Source organism: Desulfuromonas acetoxidans DSM 684, assembly GCF_000167355.1.
Taxonomy (GTDB): domain Bacteria; phylum Desulfobacterota; class Desulfuromonadia; order Desulfuromonadales; family Desulfuromonadaceae; genus Desulfuromonas; species Desulfuromonas acetoxidans.
This window is the reverse complement of record NZ_AAEW02000009.1, coordinates 109,189-129,467: the sequence shown is the minus strand read 5'-3', so window position 1 is coordinate 129,467 and position 20,279 is coordinate 109,189. Positions and strand designations below refer to the sequence as shown.

The 20,279-nt window shown below is 53.7% G+C and carries 16 protein-coding genes; 3 read left to right on the top strand and 13 right to left on the bottom strand.

Annotated features, from left to right (window positions below):
* The first annotated feature begins 1,201 nt into the window (after positions 1-1,201).
* Positions 1,202-2,872 (top strand): diguanylate cyclase domain-containing protein, encoded by a 1,671-nt coding sequence (locus DACE_RS17275; protein WP_006000645.1) that lies wholly within the window; start codon positions 1,202-1,204, stop codon positions 2,870-2,872.
* A gap of 119 nt (positions 2,873-2,991) precedes the next feature.
* Here the strand turns inward: DACE_RS17275 and DACE_RS09340 are convergent, their stop codons facing one another.
* From DACE_RS09340 to DACE_RS09320, 5 genes are all read right to left on the bottom strand, one after another.
* Positions 2,992-3,390, bottom strand: coding sequence for an adenine nucleotide alpha hydrolase family protein (locus DACE_RS09340; protein ID WP_006000643.1), 399 nt, complete (start codon positions 3,388-3,390; stop codon positions 2,992-2,994).
* 390 nt (positions 3,391-3,780) lie between these two features.
* Positions 3,781-5,433 carry an L-lactate MFS transporter gene (locus tag DACE_RS09335; protein WP_006000641.1) on the bottom strand — a complete coding sequence of 551 codons (1,653 nt, stop codon included), beginning with the start codon at positions 5,431-5,433 and terminating at the stop codon, positions 3,781-3,783.
* A 375-nt stretch (positions 5,434-5,808) separates the two neighbouring features.
* Positions 5,809-6,291 carry a hypothetical protein gene (locus DACE_RS09330; RefSeq protein ID WP_155809077.1) on the bottom strand — a complete coding sequence of 161 codons (483 nt, stop codon included), beginning with the start codon at positions 6,289-6,291 and terminating at the stop codon, positions 5,809-5,811.
* 145 nt (positions 6,292-6,436) lie between these two features.
* Entirely contained in the window at positions 6,437-7,786 is a 1,350-nt protein-coding gene (locus DACE_RS09325; protein WP_006000638.1) for an FAD-dependent oxidoreductase, read from the bottom strand.
* A 32-nt stretch (positions 7,787-7,818) separates the two neighbouring features.
* Positions 7,819-8,271, bottom strand: a complete 453-nt coding sequence (locus DACE_RS09320; protein WP_006000636.1) for a Fur family transcriptional regulator — start codon at positions 8,269-8,271, stop codon at positions 7,819-7,821.
* 180 nt (positions 8,272-8,451) lie between these two features.
* Between DACE_RS09320 and DACE_RS09315 the strand changes: the two genes are divergently transcribed.
* On the top strand, positions 8,452-9,036 hold the full coding sequence (locus tag DACE_RS09315; protein ID WP_006000633.1) for a DUF2238 domain-containing protein: 585 nt from the start codon (positions 8,452-8,454) through the stop codon (positions 9,034-9,036).
* On the opposite strand, the gene DACE_RS17270 is transcribed toward DACE_RS09315, so the two are convergent.
* From DACE_RS17270 to citC, 8 genes are all read right to left on the bottom strand, one after another.
* Positions 9,037-12,315 (bottom strand): EAL domain-containing protein, encoded by a 3,279-nt coding sequence (locus DACE_RS17270; RefSeq protein WP_006000631.1) that lies wholly within the window; start codon positions 12,313-12,315, stop codon positions 9,037-9,039.
* Positions 12,316-12,428: 113 nt separating this feature from the next.
* Positions 12,429-13,271, bottom strand: coding sequence for a triphosphoribosyl-dephospho-CoA synthase (locus DACE_RS09305; RefSeq protein WP_006000630.1), 843 nt, complete (start codon positions 13,269-13,271; stop codon positions 12,429-12,431).
* On the bottom strand, positions 13,213-13,758 hold the full coding sequence (citX, locus tag DACE_RS09300; RefSeq protein ID WP_006000629.1) for a citrate lyase holo-[acyl-carrier protein] synthase: 546 nt from the start codon (positions 13,756-13,758) through the stop codon (positions 13,213-13,215). The genes DACE_RS09305 and citX overlap by 59 nt, the downstream gene beginning before the upstream one ends.
* Positions 13,688-15,226 (bottom strand): citrate lyase subunit alpha, encoded by a 1,539-nt coding sequence (citF, locus tag DACE_RS09295; RefSeq protein ID WP_006000628.1) that lies wholly within the window; start codon positions 15,224-15,226, stop codon positions 13,688-13,690. The genes citX and citF overlap by 71 nt, the downstream gene beginning before the upstream one ends.
* Positions 15,213-16,136, bottom strand: coding sequence for an HpcH/HpaI aldolase/citrate lyase family protein (locus tag DACE_RS09290; protein WP_006000627.1), 924 nt, complete (start codon positions 16,134-16,136; stop codon positions 15,213-15,215). The genes citF and DACE_RS09290 overlap by 14 nt, the downstream gene beginning before the upstream one ends.
* Positions 16,137-16,139: 3 nt before the next feature.
* The gene (locus DACE_RS09285) at positions 16,140-16,607 is read right to left on the bottom strand and encodes a PPC domain-containing DNA-binding protein (RefSeq protein ID WP_006000626.1); all 468 of its coding nucleotides are present in this window, start codon (positions 16,605-16,607) and stop codon (positions 16,140-16,142) included.
* A complete protein-coding gene (gene citD, locus DACE_RS09280) occupies positions 16,607-16,873 on the bottom strand; it encodes a citrate lyase acyl carrier protein (RefSeq protein WP_006000625.1) in 267 nt (88 codons plus the stop codon). The genes DACE_RS09285 and citD overlap by 1 nt, the downstream gene beginning before the upstream one ends.
* Entirely contained in the window at positions 16,873-17,877 is a 1,005-nt protein-coding gene (gene citC, locus DACE_RS09275) for a [citrate (pro-3S)-lyase] ligase (protein WP_006000623.1), read from the bottom strand. Before citC ends, citD begins: the two co-directional genes overlap by 1 nt.
* Before the next feature lie 397 nt (positions 17,878-18,274).
* Between citC and DACE_RS09270 the strand changes: the two genes are divergently transcribed.
* Positions 18,275-20,224: a GAF domain-containing protein gene (locus tag DACE_RS09270; RefSeq protein ID WP_006000620.1), complete on the top strand. Its 1,950-nt coding sequence runs from the start codon at positions 18,275-18,277 to the stop codon at positions 20,222-20,224.
* Positions 20,225-20,279 lie beyond the last annotated feature (55 nt).

Genomic DNA, 20,279 nt, shown 5'->3' with positions numbered 1-20,279 from the left:
GGTGTTCAAGCTGGCTTTTGCATACTTTTGAGCGGCCAGTCAAAAGTATGTCGGCTGCCGGGACGAAACCCGGCGACCCTGATTTTGATCTTGATCTTCAGTGGTTCACAATTCGAAACTGATCGCTCTGGCGAACATCATCCGTTCGCGATGGTGGTACGCACATGACGCGGGCTTCCGCGCCCGCACGTCGGGGCACTTTTGCGTCGACAAAAGTACCGCAAAATCGACTCCCGTCATTGCACCCTTACGGGTTCCCTCTCTCCATTCTCTTACATCGCAATGTCGGCAAAACTCGCTGACGCTCAAACAGGTTGCCGACAACCATTGCGCTGACGTTCATTGCGTTCGGTGCTGCTGAACGGGAGGGCTGGGCTGCTTAATAACACACGACTGCAGGGCGGGCACCGTCCCGCCCGTTTGATTGGTGCCACACCAGAGATAGAACGCGACTTAAGATTGTTATCACGGTTTTACGCCAAAGGAGATGAGTCGCAAGATTCGTCGACCTAAAGGGCGGCGAGCCGAATCTGTGAAGCATTACGGAAACAGACGCATTGTCGGTTAATCTGAGGTTCAGGAGATGTTCAAGCTGGTTTTTGCATACTTTTGAGCGGCCAGTCAAAAGTATGTCGGCTGCCGGGACGAAACCCGGCGACTTTGTCTTTGACCTTCAGTGGTTCGTCATCTGGAACAAATCGCGCTGGCAAACTTCATCCGTTCGCAATGGTGGTACCCACGTGACGCGGGCTTCCGCCCCCGCCCGTCGGCTCCCTTTTGCGTCGACAAAAGGGAGGCAAAATCGACTCCCGTCATTGCACTCTGCGGGTTCCCTCTCTCCATTCTCTTACATCGCGATGTCGGCAAAACTCGCTGACGTTCATTGCGTTCGGTGCTGCTGAACGGGAGAGCTTAGTTGCTAAATAACAGACTCTGTGTCGGTTGATCCAGGTTCAGGAGGTGTTCAAGCTGGTTTTTGCATCCTTTTGAGCGGCCAGTCAAAAGTATGTCGGCTGTCGGGACGAAACCCGGCGACTTTGACTTTGACCTTGATCTTCAGCAGTTCTCAATTCGGAGCTGAACTGTAAAACTGAAGTGCTAAAGAGTAGACACCTTGGAACGATAAATTCTCCTTGATCTTCATTGTGTTTAACCGGTTTTAGATTATGCTGAAAAGTGAGACTTTGAGCAGGAGAGCGTGTTGAACGAAAAGCCAACCCAAGATAACCGCCAGCAGATTCACCGCCTGGTCCGCAATCACAATCCTGAACTGATCAAGCAATGTGTCGACTATGCTCAGGATCTGATCAGCGGTGCGCGGGAGAACACCCTGTTCCCGGCCGTGACACGACTTGTGCATCAGGTTGATCACGATTTTGATCCGGACGAGCATCCCGTGTGCGAAGGGTTTGAACCAGAATTCATTCACTGGTGCCACAATCAAGGGCTTGAGCATGTTCACCTGTTACGGATTCTCAAATTCTTGCGCGACAGCTACCTGTCGCTGTGTTCCTCAGTGGACCTTCGCGCCGTCATGCGCGGCTATTTTGATATCCTTGAGCTGTCGATGTGCCGTTTATGGAGCCAGGTTCCCGCCCGGCAACGGCAGGCCAATCCATCGCCACTGCTCGAAGCAGCCGATTACCCGCTATTCTACAACAGTCACTCGATGATGATGCTCATCGATCCCGATGACGGCAGCATTGTCGATGCCAATCAGGCCGCCTGCCTTTTTTATGGTTATAGCCACGACCAGTTGACCCAGCGCTCCCTGTTCGACCTCAATGTCGATACCGACCAGGCCATTCAGGATAAGATCAACCAGGCGTACACCGGCGCAACCCCCTGTTACCGGGTCAGACATCAACTGGCCGATGGTGAAATCCGCACCATTGAAGTGTTCAGCGGTCCAATCATCCTCTCTGACCGGACCCTGCTCTACTCAATCATCCACGATATCAACGAGCGCGTTCAGATTGAAGATCATCTGCGTAAAATCACGACTGCGGTGGAACACAGCCCAGCCTCTATTGTCATTACCAACCGCGATGGCCGTGTCGAATATGTTAACCAGAGCTTCACCCGCATCACCGGCTACACCGCCGAAGAGGTGCTCGGCGAAAATCCGCGCGTGCTACGCGCCCGGCCCCGGCCACCGGCGGAAACGCGCCAGATGTGGCAAACCATCCTCGATGGCAAGATCTGGCGCGGCCTCTTCTACAACCAACGCAAGAACGGTGAATCCTATTGGGAAAAAGCGGCCATTGCCCCAGTGCTGGACCACCAGCATCAGATCAGCCATTTTGTTGCCATCAAAGAAGATATCACCCGACAAAAAGCTCTTGAAGATAAGATCTGGCACCAAGCTCATCATGACTCCCTGACGGACCTGCCCAACCGGGTGCTGTTTTATCAGTATCTCGGCGATGTGGTTCTCCATGCCCAACGTCAGGACATCGGCGCAGCACTGATGTTTGTTGATCTGGATTGTTTTAAAGAGGTCAATGATTCTTTGGGACATGACTATGGCGACCTGCTGTTGCAACAGGTGGCTAAACGCCTGAAAGACAGTGTGCGACAGACCGATCAGGTCGCCCGCATCGGTGGCGATGAATTCACGGTGCTTCTTTGCCATACCAGCGACAATCAGGCAATCCTCAGCGTGGCTGAAAAAGTCCTTAATCAGCTCAACCGCCCGTTTGATCTCAACGGTCATCAGGCCCAAATTTCCGGCTCAATCGGTATTGCCCGGGTCTGTAAGGGACATACCACAGAAACGTTGGTGCGTCAGGCTGATCATGCCATGTTTGCCGCTAAAAAAGCCGGACGCAATCAGGTCATCATGGCACCGCCTTTGCCTGAGTCCTCCTGAAAGCACTCGACTCCCCAAAAAAACAGGCCACCCCGTAAAGGGTGGCCTCGCAACAATCCCCTCACTTCCAACCGGGAGGATCAAAAAGGCGGGATTGTTGTTTTTTTATCAAGCCGAAATCAGACGGCTTGTGCCAGTGGTTCCACTTGCGACGGGAAGCACACCCTGCTGGCCGATACGTTGTTTACCCTGTTGCTGAAGCAATCGGCATGGCTGTCGCCAACAACCAGAAGATCATGGTTGTCCAGATGGCGAATCGCCTCTTCGAGAGGACTTTGCTCATCAACAATCTTCACGACCACCGGCACACCATAGCCGTTGGCCTTATTAACCTGCTGCACCAATTCCTCTTCGCTGAACAGGTAGTTGCGTTGACACGCCTCTTTGCAGCATGCACCGTTACTGTGCAGCAGCAGGAGCTCACTTTCATGACGATAGGCCAGCTCCAGAGCGGTGCTCAGCGCCTCGGCATCTCGATCCGGGTGGGTGTAATTTACAACAATTGTTTGACAATCCATGGTTCCCTCCTCTGCATGGCACACTGTGCGCCGTGATAACGTCGTATCTGCTGCGCAACGTCACCGCTCCGCCATTGAAACGGTATCAGTTACTTCCGAAAATTCCGACACTGCAACAGACAATCTGTAGTGACTTGTAATAGCAACGACAGTGCCACTTTGTCATAAAATCTCTGAACGCTAATATTTCAATGTGTTTACAGTATATTTCTACCAAGGGTATTCGATGGTTTCGTGCCAGCCCATGCCTTGCCCTGAGTTACGTTCTGCCACAGAGTGTCTCAGGCGATGGAACAAATTGGCTAAACACACTGAACAGGGGCCGGGCGGCAAATTCGTCGTCGTGTCATGCCGTACAGCCCCTGCTTTATCCGTGTACTGCGTGATCGATTAATCGACCAGCAGATCTTCTTCGTCGTACTCTTCGTCAAGCACAGCTTCGGTCTGGGGCGCCTCTGCCACGGCCTGCTTGGCACGTAAGGTCAGCGATAAACCGGCACCCACCAACAGCATGATTCCTGCCGCTTCAAATGACAGATCAAAACTGCCGGTTTTCACCACCATCATCTGAGACAACCGCACCAGGACAAAGGCGCCGACGCCCCAAGCACTGAACAGCAAACCGTAGTTCATGCCGAGATTTTTCGCGCCCCATAGATCTTTGGCAAATGACGGGAATAACGACAGGTTGGTGCCATAGTTAAACACCATAAAACTGACCAGCAGTACAACCAGAATCGGGCTGCTGTCACTGCCGCCCAGAACCGGCACGGCAGCAAACATCAATGCCGCCTGGAACATCAACATAAAGGTCAGGGTGTTGGCGCGTCCAACCTTGTCGGAAACCACCCCGGCAATTAAACGACCGGCGGCATTGCCCACCGACATAATGGCAACGACAAGAAAGGCCATTTCGCCCATGGACGCCTTGGCCAGACCTTTGGCACTGCCGATCACCATCAACCCAGCACCCGCGCCGATAAAGAAGCAGGTCCACAGGATATAAAACTTGGGAGTTTTGAGCATTTGTGACGCCGTCATATCCACACTGCTGCTTTTAGCCGCACTCGCTGCAACCTCGGCACCTTGGGGAACAAAACCTTCCGGCGGATTGCTGATCAACAAGCCAAGCAGACTGACAACAATCGCAAAGGCGATGCCAAAGATCAGCATAGATTGCTGCAACCCCTGGGTGGCCAGCAGATGTTTGGCCAGCGGCGCGATATAGATAGACGCCAGCCCGAAGCCGGACACAACCGTACCCGCGATCAGTCCGGTTTTGGCCGGGGAAAACCACTTTAAGGCCGGTGGCGTTGTCGCAGAGTAGCCAAATCCAATGCCCATCCCGGCCATGACGCCGAAACCGAGGATCCAGGCCCAGTAGTTGGTTGTCTGGGAAATCCACACAAAGCCTGCACCAACAAGAAGACCACCGAGAATGCAGGTGAGACGGGGACCGAACTTCTGCTGCAATTTACCGGCAATGATCATCGATACGGCAAACGCCAGACAGGCAACGGCATAGGGATCATTGATTGAAGCTTTATCCCAGGTAAAAGCGCCGGGTCCGCCCGCTGCAATGGAGTCGGCGATGGCCCCTTTAAAAATACTCCACGTATAAAGGATTCCCAGGGCGAGGTTGATGCCGGTCGCGGCAAGCACCACGGTGAGTCCTTTGTTCTTGATCTGGTCAGTCATGGTCGTGTTCTCCTGTGTGTAATTAAAACTCTCATTGTATTGAGCTGTCATCGCACGAAGCTGAACGGTACTCGGCCACTTGACGCTGAAGGGGGGAACCCTTCGCATTGCCTTATGATGAGCTCTCGGCGCTTCCTTTGGTATGGCGGGTGGTGTGATCAGCGACGGCTTGGACGGGCAGGGATCCAGACCGTCTGCGAGAAGCTGGTAGTTGGAACACTCCCGATAGCGTCCATTGCAATAATTGATGATCATCATGACGTCATGGCTGGAAATATGCTCCGAGCCGACATCACAGGCTTCGTCATCTTTGCGAAAATAGGGACACACATCTTTGTTGTTCATAACTACTCCACCGTCATCGGTCGCTGTAGCGTTTCCGCCGTTGCACAGAAGAATTAGCAACCTGTATACCAATAGCAGGGCACATGACACACTTTATGCAAAACCGCGTAAATACAAAGAGTTACCGAAAAACACCACGTATACACAAAACGCAGATATTCCCGTTTATCTCAACAACTTCGCAGATTTGCAAATCAATGGACAGGGCGTAACAATTGTTGCAACAAGGAAAGCCTCCATCCGTTGCGACAGGCCATCAGCTTAAACTCCCCAAATGACAGGGAAACGGAATGGTTATTCACAATATAATAAAACTTTGTTTTGCAATTATGTCGGCACAAATAGGATTTTTTGCAGGAATGCAAAAAGTGTTTATCAGGGGATTAAGGCGCTGTCAAAAAGTTGATGAGCAACTTTAAAAAGATAAGTATGTTCAATGGTTACACCAAATGGAACGAGGAGAAGCAGACTGAGGACCATCAAGAGCGCGATGCCCACTACCCAACTGAGCAACTGCAGGTCAATGCGATTGGCTTGATCTTCATCCTGTTCGGATTGGCCAGCACGAATCCTCCTGGCAACCTTTTTCATCATCCGACCCGAGCTGAGAAAAAAAACCGCTGACAGGGCGAACTGCGGTAGGACTTCGACTGAAAACTGCCCGGAAGACAGCATGATCGCATAGAACCCCATGGCACAAAGGCCAAACAGCGTCATGAGTTTACTGAGTTTTGTGTACATGAAGCCTCCCGGAATACCAGCGTGTTGCCGCCACGTTTTCGTGATAACTATAGCGAGATTCATCCCGACAGGCAAATCTTGTTGATTGTTTTTCAGCAATGGCGCCTCGGTTTCCATACAGACCATTGAAATCAAACAAACAAACTTTGTTTTATAATTTTTATCAAATCTGAGAGAGGAACGCCCCGTTCAACATCATGTCAAACGGGGCGCATGTCATTCAAAATGCAGCAGACGCCCGTGACCGGGTGTTTGCTAGGCGCTACAGCTGAATCAGGGCATTTTCCGCCGCAACCATCAGTTGATACATCACCGGTGATGCGGTCAGCAACGGGTGGGTCGCGTACTGCATGAGGGACAGGTCATTCGCGGTCAGTTGGGCCTGGACCGCCACGGCAATGGCATTAGCCAACTCCGCTGAACTGTCACCACCGCAGACATGACCACCAAGCAGGCGACCGGTCTGACGCTCAAAAATCAGTTTCACGCGCATATCGGCGATGGCATTGGGCAGTGAACCGGGATGCATGTTGGAGGCAACGGCTTCACCGATAACAACATCAAGGTTCTGCTGCTTGGCAGCTTGGGTAGTGATCCCGGCTGCAGCAATGCTGCGTGTACCCACTTTCGTTGCAAAAGCCCCGAGCGCGCCAAGAGTTTCACGCTGTGTGTCGGCATAAAGGTTTGAAGCGGCAATGGTCCCTTCGGATGCGGCAATAGACGCCAGGCGAATGGCACTGGGTTCTCCATTGAAAAACGAGAATTTTTCCGCGCAGTCGCCGGCGGCATAGATCGCCGGATCACTGGTTTGCAACGTGCGTGACACTTTGACACCACCCCGTGCATCACAGGCAATACCCGATCGCTCGGCCAACTCAATATTCGGTGCCGCACCGATACCGATCACGACCACATCGGCATCCAGCTGCCTGCCGTCGGCCAGCTCAACGGTCTGCACGCCTGAATCACCGTGAATTGCCTTGACCTGGCAATTGGTCATCACTTCGACCCCTTCACGTTCCAGCTCTTTTTCGGCCACCACACAATATTCCTCCTCGCATGCCGTCATCAGGCAGTGAGGAAGCATCTCCACCAGACGGATATGGGCAGGGCGCGATTCCATGCGGGCAATTTGCTCGGCCATCTCCACCCCGATAAATCCGCCACCAATCACCACGACATTCTGCGCCGGGTTGAGGGCATCGAGGATCGTCTGCAAGTGGGCAGGGTCTTTGTGGATGCAGAACACATTGGTCAAATCAACGCCGTCAATCGGCGGCAAAAACGGTTTGGAACCGGTACTAAGAATGAGCTTATCGTAGCCAAGTGTCTCACCGTCATCAAATTCCACAACCTTGTTATCACGATCGATCACGTTAACGTGTTTGGTGATGATATTCACACCGGCATCGCGAAACTGGTTGTCAGGGATGATGTTTTTATTCACCGCGCCCAATGTGCCATACACATACGGAATTCCGCACGGTACAACGGTTTGAGTTACGTTGCGGATCAAGCTGATCCGTTTTTCAGGATAACGTCTCATCAGGGTGGTTGCAGCGGCCAGGCCGGCGGCAGAACCGCCGATAATCGCCACATCAGTTGTATTCATTGTGTTCCCTCCATGGTTGATTTCAATGCCTGCTAACAGACTCTCAGTCCTTTTTTCTGACAGTCCGGACACAAGGCAAAGATGCGTAAACTATGCGATTCTAACTGATAACCACGCTCTTCAGTAATGAGGCGGCAACTGTCGCAAATCTGCTTTTTTTCAACATCGGTCACTTTACCGCAACCAGTGCAGACCAAATGATCGTAGGCACGAAATTTTCCGCATAAACTGTATAAATTGCTTCGATGATCCGAAGGCGAGAGGCTGATGGTCCGCAGCAATCCCGATTCAAGGAGTAACTGCAACGTCCGGTAAATAGTGGCTTTGGACGTCTTCACCTCGTGCTGCTTGAGATGAAACAGCAATCCGTCGACATCGAAAGGTTTCTCAAAATCGACAATCGCCTGAAAAATCCTGTCGCGTTCACGGGTAAATTTCAGTCCGCGCTGTTGCAAAAATTGTTTGAATTGATCCAGTGCTTCCATAGTTCCTCCAATTGAGAACGAGTCTCAGTCGCACAAACTGTTTTACGCCGTTGCCGATAGTCTGTCAAGAGGGTAAGGTTAAATAATGCCATAAAACGTTTTGGCCACCTGGCGTAGGTGGATGCTGAAAACCTTGTAGCCGCCTGTAACTATTTCGCTTTTCCGCCAAGGAGATTGACGATGTTACAACGACTTCTGTTGATCAGTTATGCGATCATCTGGCTGCTTCTGGCCATCCATCCGCGCTATCGCGACGACTGGTTGCTGGAAAACCTCCTGGTTTTTGCGGCCCTGCCGGTTCTGTTCTGGCTCCATCGCCGCCGACCATTTTCTAATAGTGCAGCCGGACTGCTCTGGGTCTTTTTTGTCCTCCATGCTATCGGTGCCCACTACACCTACGCGCAGATGCCCTGGCTCAACACGCTGGCCGATTCTCTCAGTTGGCAACGCAACCATTATGATCGGCTGGTTCATTTTTTATTTGGTCTACTGCTGTTTCGCCCCCTACAGGAACAACTGGCTACAACATTCCATCGGTCAACACTGCGGCTGGTGGTCACACTGTTGATTCTGTTCAGCGCTTCTGGGATCTATGAGATTGTCGAATGGCTGGCCACAGAATGGACCCATCCGGAATTGGGGATTGCGTTTCTCGGTACACAAGGGGATCAATGGGATGCGCAGAAGGACATGGTTCTCGCCCATCTCGGCGCGCTGCTGGCTGCCTGGATTGAGCTCCACCGACATGAGAAAAAGCGGGCCTGATCAGCTGTCAGATTGCGAAGATTGGCGCGCACAATCCTCGGTGAAGCGCTCACGGCAGAACTGCGTGCACTGCGCCACCGGCAATGGGCGGCTGATGAGGTAGCCCTGACCGAACTGACAGCCACGCTGCTGCAAATAATCGAGCTGCTCCTGCTGTTCAATACCTTCAGCCACAACCATCAGGTCCATTTTGCTGGCCAGAGCCAACGTTGACTCGGCAATGGCCGCATCACTGGCATCGGTGAGCAGATCGTCGACAAACGATTTATCGATCTTGAGACTGCAAATGGGGAATTTCTTGAGATAACTCAACGATGAATAGCCGGTGCCGAAATCATCGATCGCCAGCCGCACCCCGAGTTTTTTAAGACGCATCATGGTTTCAATCGACGACTGAATGTCGTACATCAGCAGGCTCTCGGTAATCTCCAGCTCCAACCACTCGGTCGGTACGCCGGTCTGTTCGAGAACCTTTTCAACACAGTGGACCAGATCGTAATGGTGGAACTGCCGCGCCGAGATATTCACTGCCACCCGTAGCTGGCGACCATGCTCCTCATTCCACGTCCGGATCTGCCGACAGGCACTACGCAGAATCCATTCCCCCATCGACACAATCAATCCGGTCTCCTCGGCCAGAGGAATAAACTCCAGCGGCGAAACCAGACCACGTTCCGGATGGTTCCAACGCAACAAGGCCTCAAACCCGACAATGCAGTTGCTCTGCAGATCCAGTTGCGGCTGGTAATACAACTCAAGCTGATCTCGGCTCAAGGCATGGCGCAGATCATTTTCCAACAGCAATAATTCATGCGTTTTCAGGTTCATGCTGCGCTCATAAAATTTATACGTATTGCGACCGGCATCCTTGGCTTTGAACATGGCAATGTCCGCGCATTTGATCAGCTCATCCGGTTCGCGTGCGTCCACCGGCGCTACGGTAATGCCGATGCTGGCCGACACGTGCAGAGAATAATCATCGATTTGGAAGGGTTGCGACAGAGCATCAATCACCCGCTGGGCCGTATCAGCGCCGACGACCGGCGTCACACAATTGAACAACAGGATGGCGAATTCATCGCCGCCTAAACGGGCCAGAACATCAGCGGAGTCGATCAGGCTACCGGTGCGTCGTGCCACGGCCTGCAGCAACTTGTCGCCAATACTGTGGCCAAGGGAATCGTTGATATTCTTAAAGCGGTCAAGGTCGATAAACAGCAGGCTCAGATAGCGGCCATGACCTTCAGCATCGCCGACCGCCGCTTCCAGCACTTCGGTAAAACGTAACCGGTTGGGCAATTGGGTCAGGGGGTCGTGAAAAGCCAGATAACTGAGTTGCTTACGGTGTTCCGCCAGAGCCTCGTCCGCCTTGAGACGTTCCAGCTCGGTGGCGGCACGGGCAGCAACAATGGACAGAATCTCGCGAGCATCCGGCGGCAGGTGCATGCGCTGCCGGGAGAAGCCATTGAGCACACCAACCACTTTTTGCTCGGAATTGACCAGCGGAATGCCGAAATAACTCTCAATGCCCATCTGTTTGAAATCAACATCTTGCGGAAACAGCTCACGCACCCCGGACGGATAAAAACACACCTCGTTGCGCAACACCTTCTCACAGGGAGATCCCACCAGCGGATAGGAGTAGCCATCGCGGTAATGACCGAGAAACAACATCGACAGACATTCGACATGGTCGCCGTCGTTGGGGATACCAATCAGGGCGCCATCCATCTCAAAATAGAGGCACAGCTCCCGCAGAATCTTCTCAAAGCACGATTTTCCCGTCGACCCGACGGTACTGGTCACCAGAGCATTGAGGGCACGCTGAGCCTGTTTGCGGTCGGTGATATTCCGCGCCACACACACCAGCATCTGTTGATCATCCAGACGCAATGGCTGCAGATTGATCTCAAAAGGCATTTTGCGCCCCTGCTTGGTCACCATGGTTGTCTCGATCAGACCGGGAATCGGCTGATCGGACTCCATCGAGATGGAGCCAATATGGTCCCGTAACGAAAGGCTGTCGATGGTGGTGTCAATATCCATCGGCGTCATCTGCAAAAATTCAGCGCGTGAATAGCCGAGCAGATCGCTGGCGACACCATTAACCTCGACAAAGTTGCCGACCCTCTGCTCCTCATCAACAGAGCACATGAACACCGCATCGTTGACGTTATCGAACAGCGCCTGAAAACGGTCACGTTCGCGGGACAACTCTGTTTCACGCTCTTGAATGGCCCGGCCCATGGCTCGAACATGTTGCGCCAGGGCTTTGGCCTCGGCAAAGCCGCTGACTTCGACCGATGCATCCCACTCACCACGAGCCATCTCCTTGACACAGGTTTCCAGTTGCGTCATCGGTTGGGACAATCGACGGGCCACGGCAAACGCCACCAGCAATGACAGCACCACACAACTCACACCACCGAACAAAAACAGGTTCTGCAGGTAGTTGATTTCGGCATAGGCAAGGTATTTCGGCTGCGACACCAACACCAGCCAGCCGGTTTCGGGAATAATCAGCACATTGCCGATATGAACATCACCGTTCCACAAATAGTTGTAGTGTCCTTCGATCCCCTGTAACCCCCTCTGTACCGGCACCAGGGTGCTCAGATCACCGTGCTGGGAGGCTTGTGGTTCTCCACTGCTGAACAACACCCGCCCATTACGGCCGATCACAGCAATCCCGGCGGTGGAATCCGTGGGCAGGTGGCTGGTGAGCGCTGTAAGACGGTTGAGGTTGAGATAGGCAAACAGCAGATACTGATGGAACGGCTGACACAGGACCACCGCTGGTTCCCCGGTAACAATCGACGACACCACACTCGACCAGTAAATGCTGCGTTGCGCCTTACTGCGTTTTACTTCGTCATTTTCAGACAGATCGTAACCGATAAAGGTTTGCCGTTGCGTTTCCAGAGCGTTGGGCAAGCCGGCGTGAAGAACAACATCCTGATGATTGAGGATAAAGATCGCCTCGATGATCTCCGAGCGGTTGACGACACTTTGCAAACGATTGTTCAATCCACTATCACCACGAAAATCGTAGGAGGATAAGCCGGTGGTCATGTGACGTAGGGTGGATTCGGGCTTGTCGATGATAAACTGGATGGCGGTACGGATATTTTCAGCCTGCTGGACAAGCTGACGGTCAAGCTGATCACGGGTGCTGTCAATAATAAAGGACAGACTGAACATGCCCACAATAAACATCGGCAGACAGGACACCAGAAGAAAGCGCCACAGCAGTGAAACTTTAAACGTATTGACAACCATGGTGTCCCCACAGGAAGAGGCGGCATGAGAAAGTCGGCTTCCGACGGAAAAAATTAAGCCGGAAAGCATGATATAAGATTAATCCTATCTCCTGTTTATATCATAGAATCTTATCATGACGCAGCTCCTTCTTCATCAAGCAGCTGATCCAGGGCAAAGGTCAACGCCATCATATCGGCAACACCGCCCATGGTCAGATTCAACTGACGATAATAATGGTTACGCTGCACCAGCCAGTCCTCCACTTGCCCACCGGCAGCCAGGCGTTTTTCCAGAACAACACCATCATGCCGGATCACCGTGGCACCGTGCATTCCAGCCCGGTGATAACTGGTGGTGTCCTCAACCACCTGCATCAGTCGTCCCATCAAAGCCAGTCCGGCGCGGGTTTCATCCATCCCCTGATTGCGATAGCTCCGATAACAGGGCAACCCGTGTTCAAACAGCGACGGCAAACCGTCAAGACACTCTCCGACAATTCCCGTGCAGCCGTAGAGATGCTGACAGGCGACACCGTGACTGCCGCTCTGACGACCACCGGCAAACAGTTGTCGACTCAATTGGCGGAGATTATGGCGCAGGTCGCGACCATAACGCAGGGCGAGTAAAACCAGGCCACTAAGAAACACGTAGCCTTTATGGGTATTGGTGCCGCAGTGGATCATCATCCGTTCTTCGGCGGCCAGGCCGACAGTGCGAACCACCTCAGGGTCAAAGGGGGAGAGCGTGATGGCCATGAGGTCATGATAATACAGCGGCAGCAGGTCAATGGACTGCTGCATCACGATCAGGTTGAGATCGTCATGGGAGCCGTTGTCAAACACATCGACCAGCCCCGGCTTGGGCGTCAGCAGCAGCTCACGTCGCGCACCACGGCAGAACGCCTCACTGAGCCGATCATCGGGTAAAGTTCTGCAAATGGTGGTAAGCGGCGCGTATAACGGCATCCTGATCATGACGTTCACTCCTTATACAGTCCATGGCATTCGCTTCGCACAACAGACAGGGGCGGGCCGGATAGCCCAACGCCTGACGGTGAATCTGACCACTGAGCGCACCGTAAACATCAATATCAAGCAAACGGGCAAACGGACGGGACAGTTCGACATCAATCGCCATCTGTTTGCAGCGGATTGCATCCTGTGAGCTGATCAGCAAACTGTACACTCCGGCCCGATCGCGGCTGTGCAATACCGTCACCGCCTGCAACTGTTCCTCAAGTTGCGTCTGTGCCCAGGCCACCAGGGCCTCACACCCTTCGGGAGCCTTGTCGGCACCGGGGAAATTGGTGGCGATCTGAATCACTGCGGCATGGCCGGATTGGATAAACTGGTCGATCTCCCATTGACGCTGTTCACGGGCGTCGAGCAGGTCACGCCTTAATCCGTCGCACACAATCGATGATGGTTCCGTCTCGATATTCAATGACTGCAATAACATCATCTTCGAACTCCACAGGCTTGGGTTGACCGGTCAGGGCGATAATCTCTTTTTGCAACTGGCGAATATCCTTGACTGGAAGATGGCGTTTCTCCAGTTCGCGGCGCAGATCATCGTGGCGTTCATTGACGGCAATACCGCGCTCGGTGACAATGACATCGATGGTCTCTCCCGGCGTGGTGATTGTCGTCACCGCATCACGTACAATCGGCAGCCGGCCACGAATGGACGGCACCGTGATCACCGACAGTTTGGCACCAGCGGCGGTATCACTGTGGCCACCGGTGTTGTGCAACAGGTAGCCGTTGGATTCGGTATTGACATTAACATTAAAATCCACGTCCACTTCAGTGGCACCAAGCATCACCACATCGAGCTGGTTAACCACCGCCCCCCGATTGAACGGGTTGGCGTACATGTCAGCATCGATCTCGACATGACCGGGATGACGGCCAATGGACTGCACGGCCTGCAAATCAAAGCACTGCACATCAAACAAACTGCGGAACAATTCGTGTTCGAGCATGTCGACAAAATAGCCGGTAATGCCACCACTGCCAAAGCTGCCTTTGATCTTCCCGGCCAGCATCTTGTCGCGCACCCGCTCGGCCACCGCGAGGCTGGTGCCACCACTGCCGGTCTGAAAGGAAAAACCATCTTTGAGTAGGCCCGACGCTTCAATCACCTCGGCCGCATAACCGGCAATCATCAGCCCGATGGGATCGGTGGTGGTGCGGGTCGTCGTGGAGACGATTTTCTGTGGATCACCAAGGCGTTCCACCTCAACTACATAGTCCACCTGGGTCTGGGCAATGGAGATCGGCGCGACCGGGTAGGGCTGCAGATTGTCGGTCACGGCAATCACGGTTTGAGCATAGTCAGCATCCACCTTGGCATAGCCGAGAGAACCACAAGCCGACGGCCCGGAAAAACCATTGATATTGCCGTAACAGTCGCAACAGGGTGCGGCAATAAACGCCACATCCACCTGCACTTCGCCACTCATCAGGGCACGTGCCCGGCCACCATGGGTACGTACCGTGATGGGGCAGGTAATCTCCCCTTTGCTGGCCAGCTCACCGATTAAACCATTAACGCCACATTCAAACGCAGCAATGGTGCCGTCGTGAAGGTAGGGCAGCAATTCGGCATGCACCGGATGGATTGAGCTGGAAGCGATGACAATATCCCGCAAGCCCAAAGCGTGAATGGCACGCACCACCATACCGAGCAGAGCATCGCCGTTACGCAAATGGTGGTGGGTGGCAATACACATGCCGTTCTGGAGTCCGGCAGCTTCAATAGCCTCGGTCAGTGACGCGATGACCTTGTTGTGGCCAGGATTGATTCGTCGCAACGGACGACTGGCCCGTTGCTGGTCGGGTTGCCGTGAAAACGGGTCCTGATAGGGCTGACAAATCCGGCCGTGAAACGACTCCGGAATCCAGCGTCCCAGACTAGTGCGCGCCATAAATCACCTCATCATCGAGTTCATACTCCAATAACCCCTGTGAAACGGCGGTCTTGATCATCCGCGCCGCCCGCTTGACCACCGGGGCATCGACCATTTTTCCATCAAGGGAGATCACTCCTGTGCCCATTTCCCGCGCCCGGATAATCGCTTCAATCACCTGCAGGGCGTAATCAATCTCCCCCTGCTTCGGTGCAAACACCTCATGCACCACCGCAATCTGGCGGGGATTGACCAAAGATTTGCCGGTAAAACCGAGATTCTTGATCAATTGCACTTCATGGCGAAAGCTGTCCATATCGCCAACATCGGCAAAAATAGTATCGATAGCCTGAATGCCGGCGGCTTTGGCGGCCCACAACACCCGGGCCCGGGCATGGAACAACTCTTCGCCCCCTTTGGTGCGCTCGATCTCCATACTGGCGGTGTAATCCTCGGCGCCAAACGCCAGGGCAATCACCCGCGACGAACAGCGGGCGATTTTGATGGCATTGATGACGCCCAGGGCGCTTTCAATCGAGGGAATGACCTTAAACGTGCCGATGGCAACCCCGAGCTCCTCTTCCATCTCGGTGAGCAGGGTATCAAGCCGCTCGACAATCTCAGGCGTGTCGGCCTTGGGCAGGCGAATCCCGTCTGGCCGTGAAGGCAGCACCTGACGCAAGTCGTCATGCCCCCACGGAGTATCCAGCGCATTGATACGCACAAACACCTCTTTATTGCGATCGACATAGGAGGCAACAAAACGGCTGACAAGAATACGCGCGGCGTCTTTTTCGTTGAGTGGCACCGCGTCTTCAAGATCGACAAACACCGCATCACAGAGGAACAACGGCACGTTCTGCAACATCGACGGCATATTGCCCGGCACATAGAGCAAAGAGCGCCGCAGGGAAAGCTCATCCTTCATGGCTTAATCCTCCAGATAGATGGTCGAAATCCCGCCACTTTGCGACATATGGCGTTCCACACCAGCCCCGTGAAATTCACTGAGGATGATTTCGCAACTGGCAAACACCCGCGCATCAAACAGGTGACCACCGATCACTTCACCGGATGAGCGCGACATGAGAATATGCAGGTGACAATCACACTGCCCCTGATCATTGGGCACCATATTGCCTTCCAAGCCCAGCAACTCCAGCGGACCTTCAACATCATGGACCGTCATCCGCGCTTCAGTGATCGGCAACTTGGCTCCGGCTTTGATGCCACGAAAAGTCACCCGGGTGACCGAGCCGACCGCAGAAAGGATCACCGCACTGCGTACACCCGCTTCGGCAGCAAAACGGCACAGAGATTCCACCAGCCATTCGCCTTGAGAGATCTTGACCAGAAAGCGACGCCCACCGGAACACTCCTTAAACCACACATTTTCCATTACTTTTCTCCCTGCGCCCGGCGGATCGCTGCTTCGATACGAGCATCAATAGCGTAATCCAGTGCGCCGCGATCACTGACCCGCACCTTGACCTGCATCACACCAAGTTCCTCTAATTTATCCTCAATCCGTTGCCGGATCAGGTGTTCAAATTGCTTGAGAACCGTCGATTCGATCTCAATGATCAAAGTGTCCGCCGGTTCAACAAACACCATCAGGTCACTCGACTGCATGGTGCCAGCCTGGGCTTTACAACACACGTTCATCAGTGCCTCCCGGCCACCGGGCTAAGCCCGTTAAATGCGGCAGACTCGAGGTAATTCAACGTGGTCGACGGCACCAGCTTCTCCAGTGTGTTGATCGCACGCTGTTGCAGCAGTTCGCGCACGGTTGAAGCACTGATCGCTCCACCGTTGGTGGTCGCACGCGGCACCTCGACAACATCAATCCCCAATGTGGGCAGAATTTTCTTCAATGCCTCGTTGTAACGTCGGGTCACGGCACAATAGGGCTCACTACCGATAAAACGACGGCAAATGGTAAATCGAGGTGCCAACTGACGAGCAAACAACACCGCATCAAGCTGATGTTGCTGCGCTTCGACCAAAGCACTGTCACGCAGGAAATAACCGGGAAAAGTAATGGCGCTGACCGCGTAAGGACCGCTGGGCAAAACCTCGACATTGTCGAGATCGGCAACCCCTTGGCAGACCAGGTCATAACGCACGGCAAAGGGGAAGCTGGAGCTCTCCTCTTCGACCACAAACACATAAAGCCGATCCACTTGCTGCGCGGCCGTCTCAATCAGATAGCGATGACCAAGGGTAAACGGATTGGCGTTAACCACCACGGCACCGTTGTTGCCATGATGGCGTACGTTGTGATGACGCTCAATATAGGCGCTCAGTCCCGGGCCGTATTCCAAAAGCGCCACCTGGTCGGTCAGACACAGCAAACGAAAATTGACCGCTTCAAAACTCAGGGTGTGTTGTGGTCGGGTGACGACAAAGAAGGTTTCCACACCGGCCTCAAAGCCTTTTTTCACCAGAGTGCCAACAAGCTGGCCGAACATCGGACTGTCCTGCTCGGCAGGATCAATGGCGATCATCTTCAGCAATGCCTGCTGACGGGCACCACACGCCACAAGCTGCCCACCGGCATCCCAGACGCCCAGCAAATCATCATGTTCCGGCTCATAGTCCAGATCGAACCGTGCCAGGAACTGCTCCACCGCACCTCGCTGTTCGTCCGTAGTCACCTGTTGAACCATAGGTCATTCTCCCTTGAATGGATTGTGCCCCTCACTGTGCTACCAACAGCACAGGAGGTGTGCCTAAACAAAGGAATTGCAATAAAGACGCCTGATTTCTCCAACCGGAACAAAACAAGAATTGTTCATATATTTTCAATATGTTAGAACCCGCCCCGCAAAAATCGTCCTGTAGAAGGTCTCCAAGGGAAATATTCACGCCGTGACAGAGCGTCCCAATTTCGCACACCAGCGTCTCAAGATATGGCAGTTCAAAGGGGAACACGGGTAACTTCAGCAGCCCACCGGGGGGGATTTCACCCGTCAAAAGCAATTGGTACCTTTTTTGCTGTTTAACTGATTATCCCTCTTTTATCGGCTGACAATTGAGCATGCCAGTAACGGTGAAAAGCGCCTTATGCCTTATAACCTACTGAAAGGACTGATCATGTTTGCCGCCACCCCAAAAAAATTTCGCCCGGTTCTAATTGGCATTGCAACGTTGGCCTGCATGGCCACGCTGGTGTATATCACCTACGGATTCGGTATCCTTCCGCAACTTAGCCATCTGGAACAAGAAGTGGCCTTTCATCATTGCGAACAGGTTCAAACCCTTGTCGGTGTCGAGCTGGATGCACTGAGTGCCCTGGCCAAGGATTACACCAGTGTCGACGCCACCCAGGCTGAAACACCTCCTGCCGAGTTGTCGTGGTCCCATCGTCTGACCCAGGAGATGCTGCATCACCACGGTCTTGATGAAGTGGTCGTCCTTGACAAGCGGGGCACGTTGCTGTTTAGCCGAAGCAATGCCCAGCAGCGCGACCATGACACCGAACTGTACCGCGCGGCATTCAATCTCACCCAGCTCAGCGCCCGCTCCGCCATCAGCGGCCTGTTGCACAGCGAACAGGGCATCAGTCTGGTGGCAACCCACACCATGAGCACGGACCACCCCGACCATGGTGATGACACTGTGATCCTGTGCCGTCGCCTCACCCCGGAGGTGATCGCTGACTGGTCACGTCGGCTGCACCTCGACATTGATCTGACCGATCTGGCACAGATAACCCACGACGACCCGCAACAATTCGTCACGCTCATCAAGCAGGCTCAGGCCCCGCAGTTGACCATCAATAACACGGTTATCGAAGCAAAAACGCTGCTTTTTGACATCGGCAAAACCCCAATTGCACTGATCCGGGTCAACGTCCCTCGTCAGGCCTATATGGCGTCTCACGCCACGTCTCTGGCAGCGCTATTCATGATCAGCCTTCTGCTGAGCGCCATCACCCTTGTAACGGCGTGGGTGTTTTCGCGCCGGGCACAACAACCACTCTCAGATCTGGCCGATCAGGTCCGCCAACGCCGTCAACACCATCAGCCGAAGCCGCTGTCCGAACATCTGGTTACCGCAGAGCTGACCCGGGAGATCAACGGACTGTTTGATGACCTCGACGAATGCCGCCAAAGTCAGATCCATACCCAAGTCAGATCCGACTTGCTTAAACAAGTGGTTCCGTGTGCAATCTTCACCGTCGACCACCGTCGTGTCATCACCAGCTGGAACGATCGGGCGGAACAACTCACCGGCTACCGTGCTGATGAAATGATCGGCAACTCCTGTTACCGCTTTGCTCTGTCTCCCTGTCTTCGTCAGTGCGGACTGTTTAATCAACAGATCGATAAGCCGGTGATGGGGCGTGAATGTACCATTCGTCATAAAAACGGCACCCTGCTCACCATCAGCAAAAATGCCAATCTGCTGCGTGACAACCAGGGCGAGGTGATCGGCGGCATTGAATGCTTTGTCGACATTACCCACCATAAGCGTGATGAACAGGCGTTGCAGTGGGAAGTCTCCCTCAACAGTCGTCTGGCCAGTCTGTCGCACGCCATTGTTCAACAACATGCCGACCAGCATGAAATCGCCCGACAACTGCTCAGTCATGCCCGCAATCTCACCGACAGCCGCCATGGTTTTATCGCCGCAATCAATCCCGGCGGCAGCCAATTATTGTGGGACTACACCTCACTGTTTGAGGAATTTTGCGGCAACGGCAGCGCCACCATTCCGGCAGCAGCAGCGGGACGCGGCTCCCTGTTGCACGCGGTATATAATCGTAAAACCGGTGTCTACTTCAACGGACTGGAACGTCTCAATGTTGCGCATTTGGCTGGGGGGATTCAAAAACCGCTGCGCCATTTTATGGCGGTGCCGGTAGACGATGGCGAGCGCATCGTCGGACAGGTCGCGTTAGCCAACAATGACGAGGGGTACTCGGTACGTGACCTGCAAGCCATTGAGCAGCTGGCTGAACTGTTCGCCGTTTATCTGGCCCAGAAACCAACGCCGGCGCAAACCGCCTGAGGTGCCCTGCCCACGGCGTGCTGAGAGGTTTCTCTTGCCTTGCTGTTCAACAGGT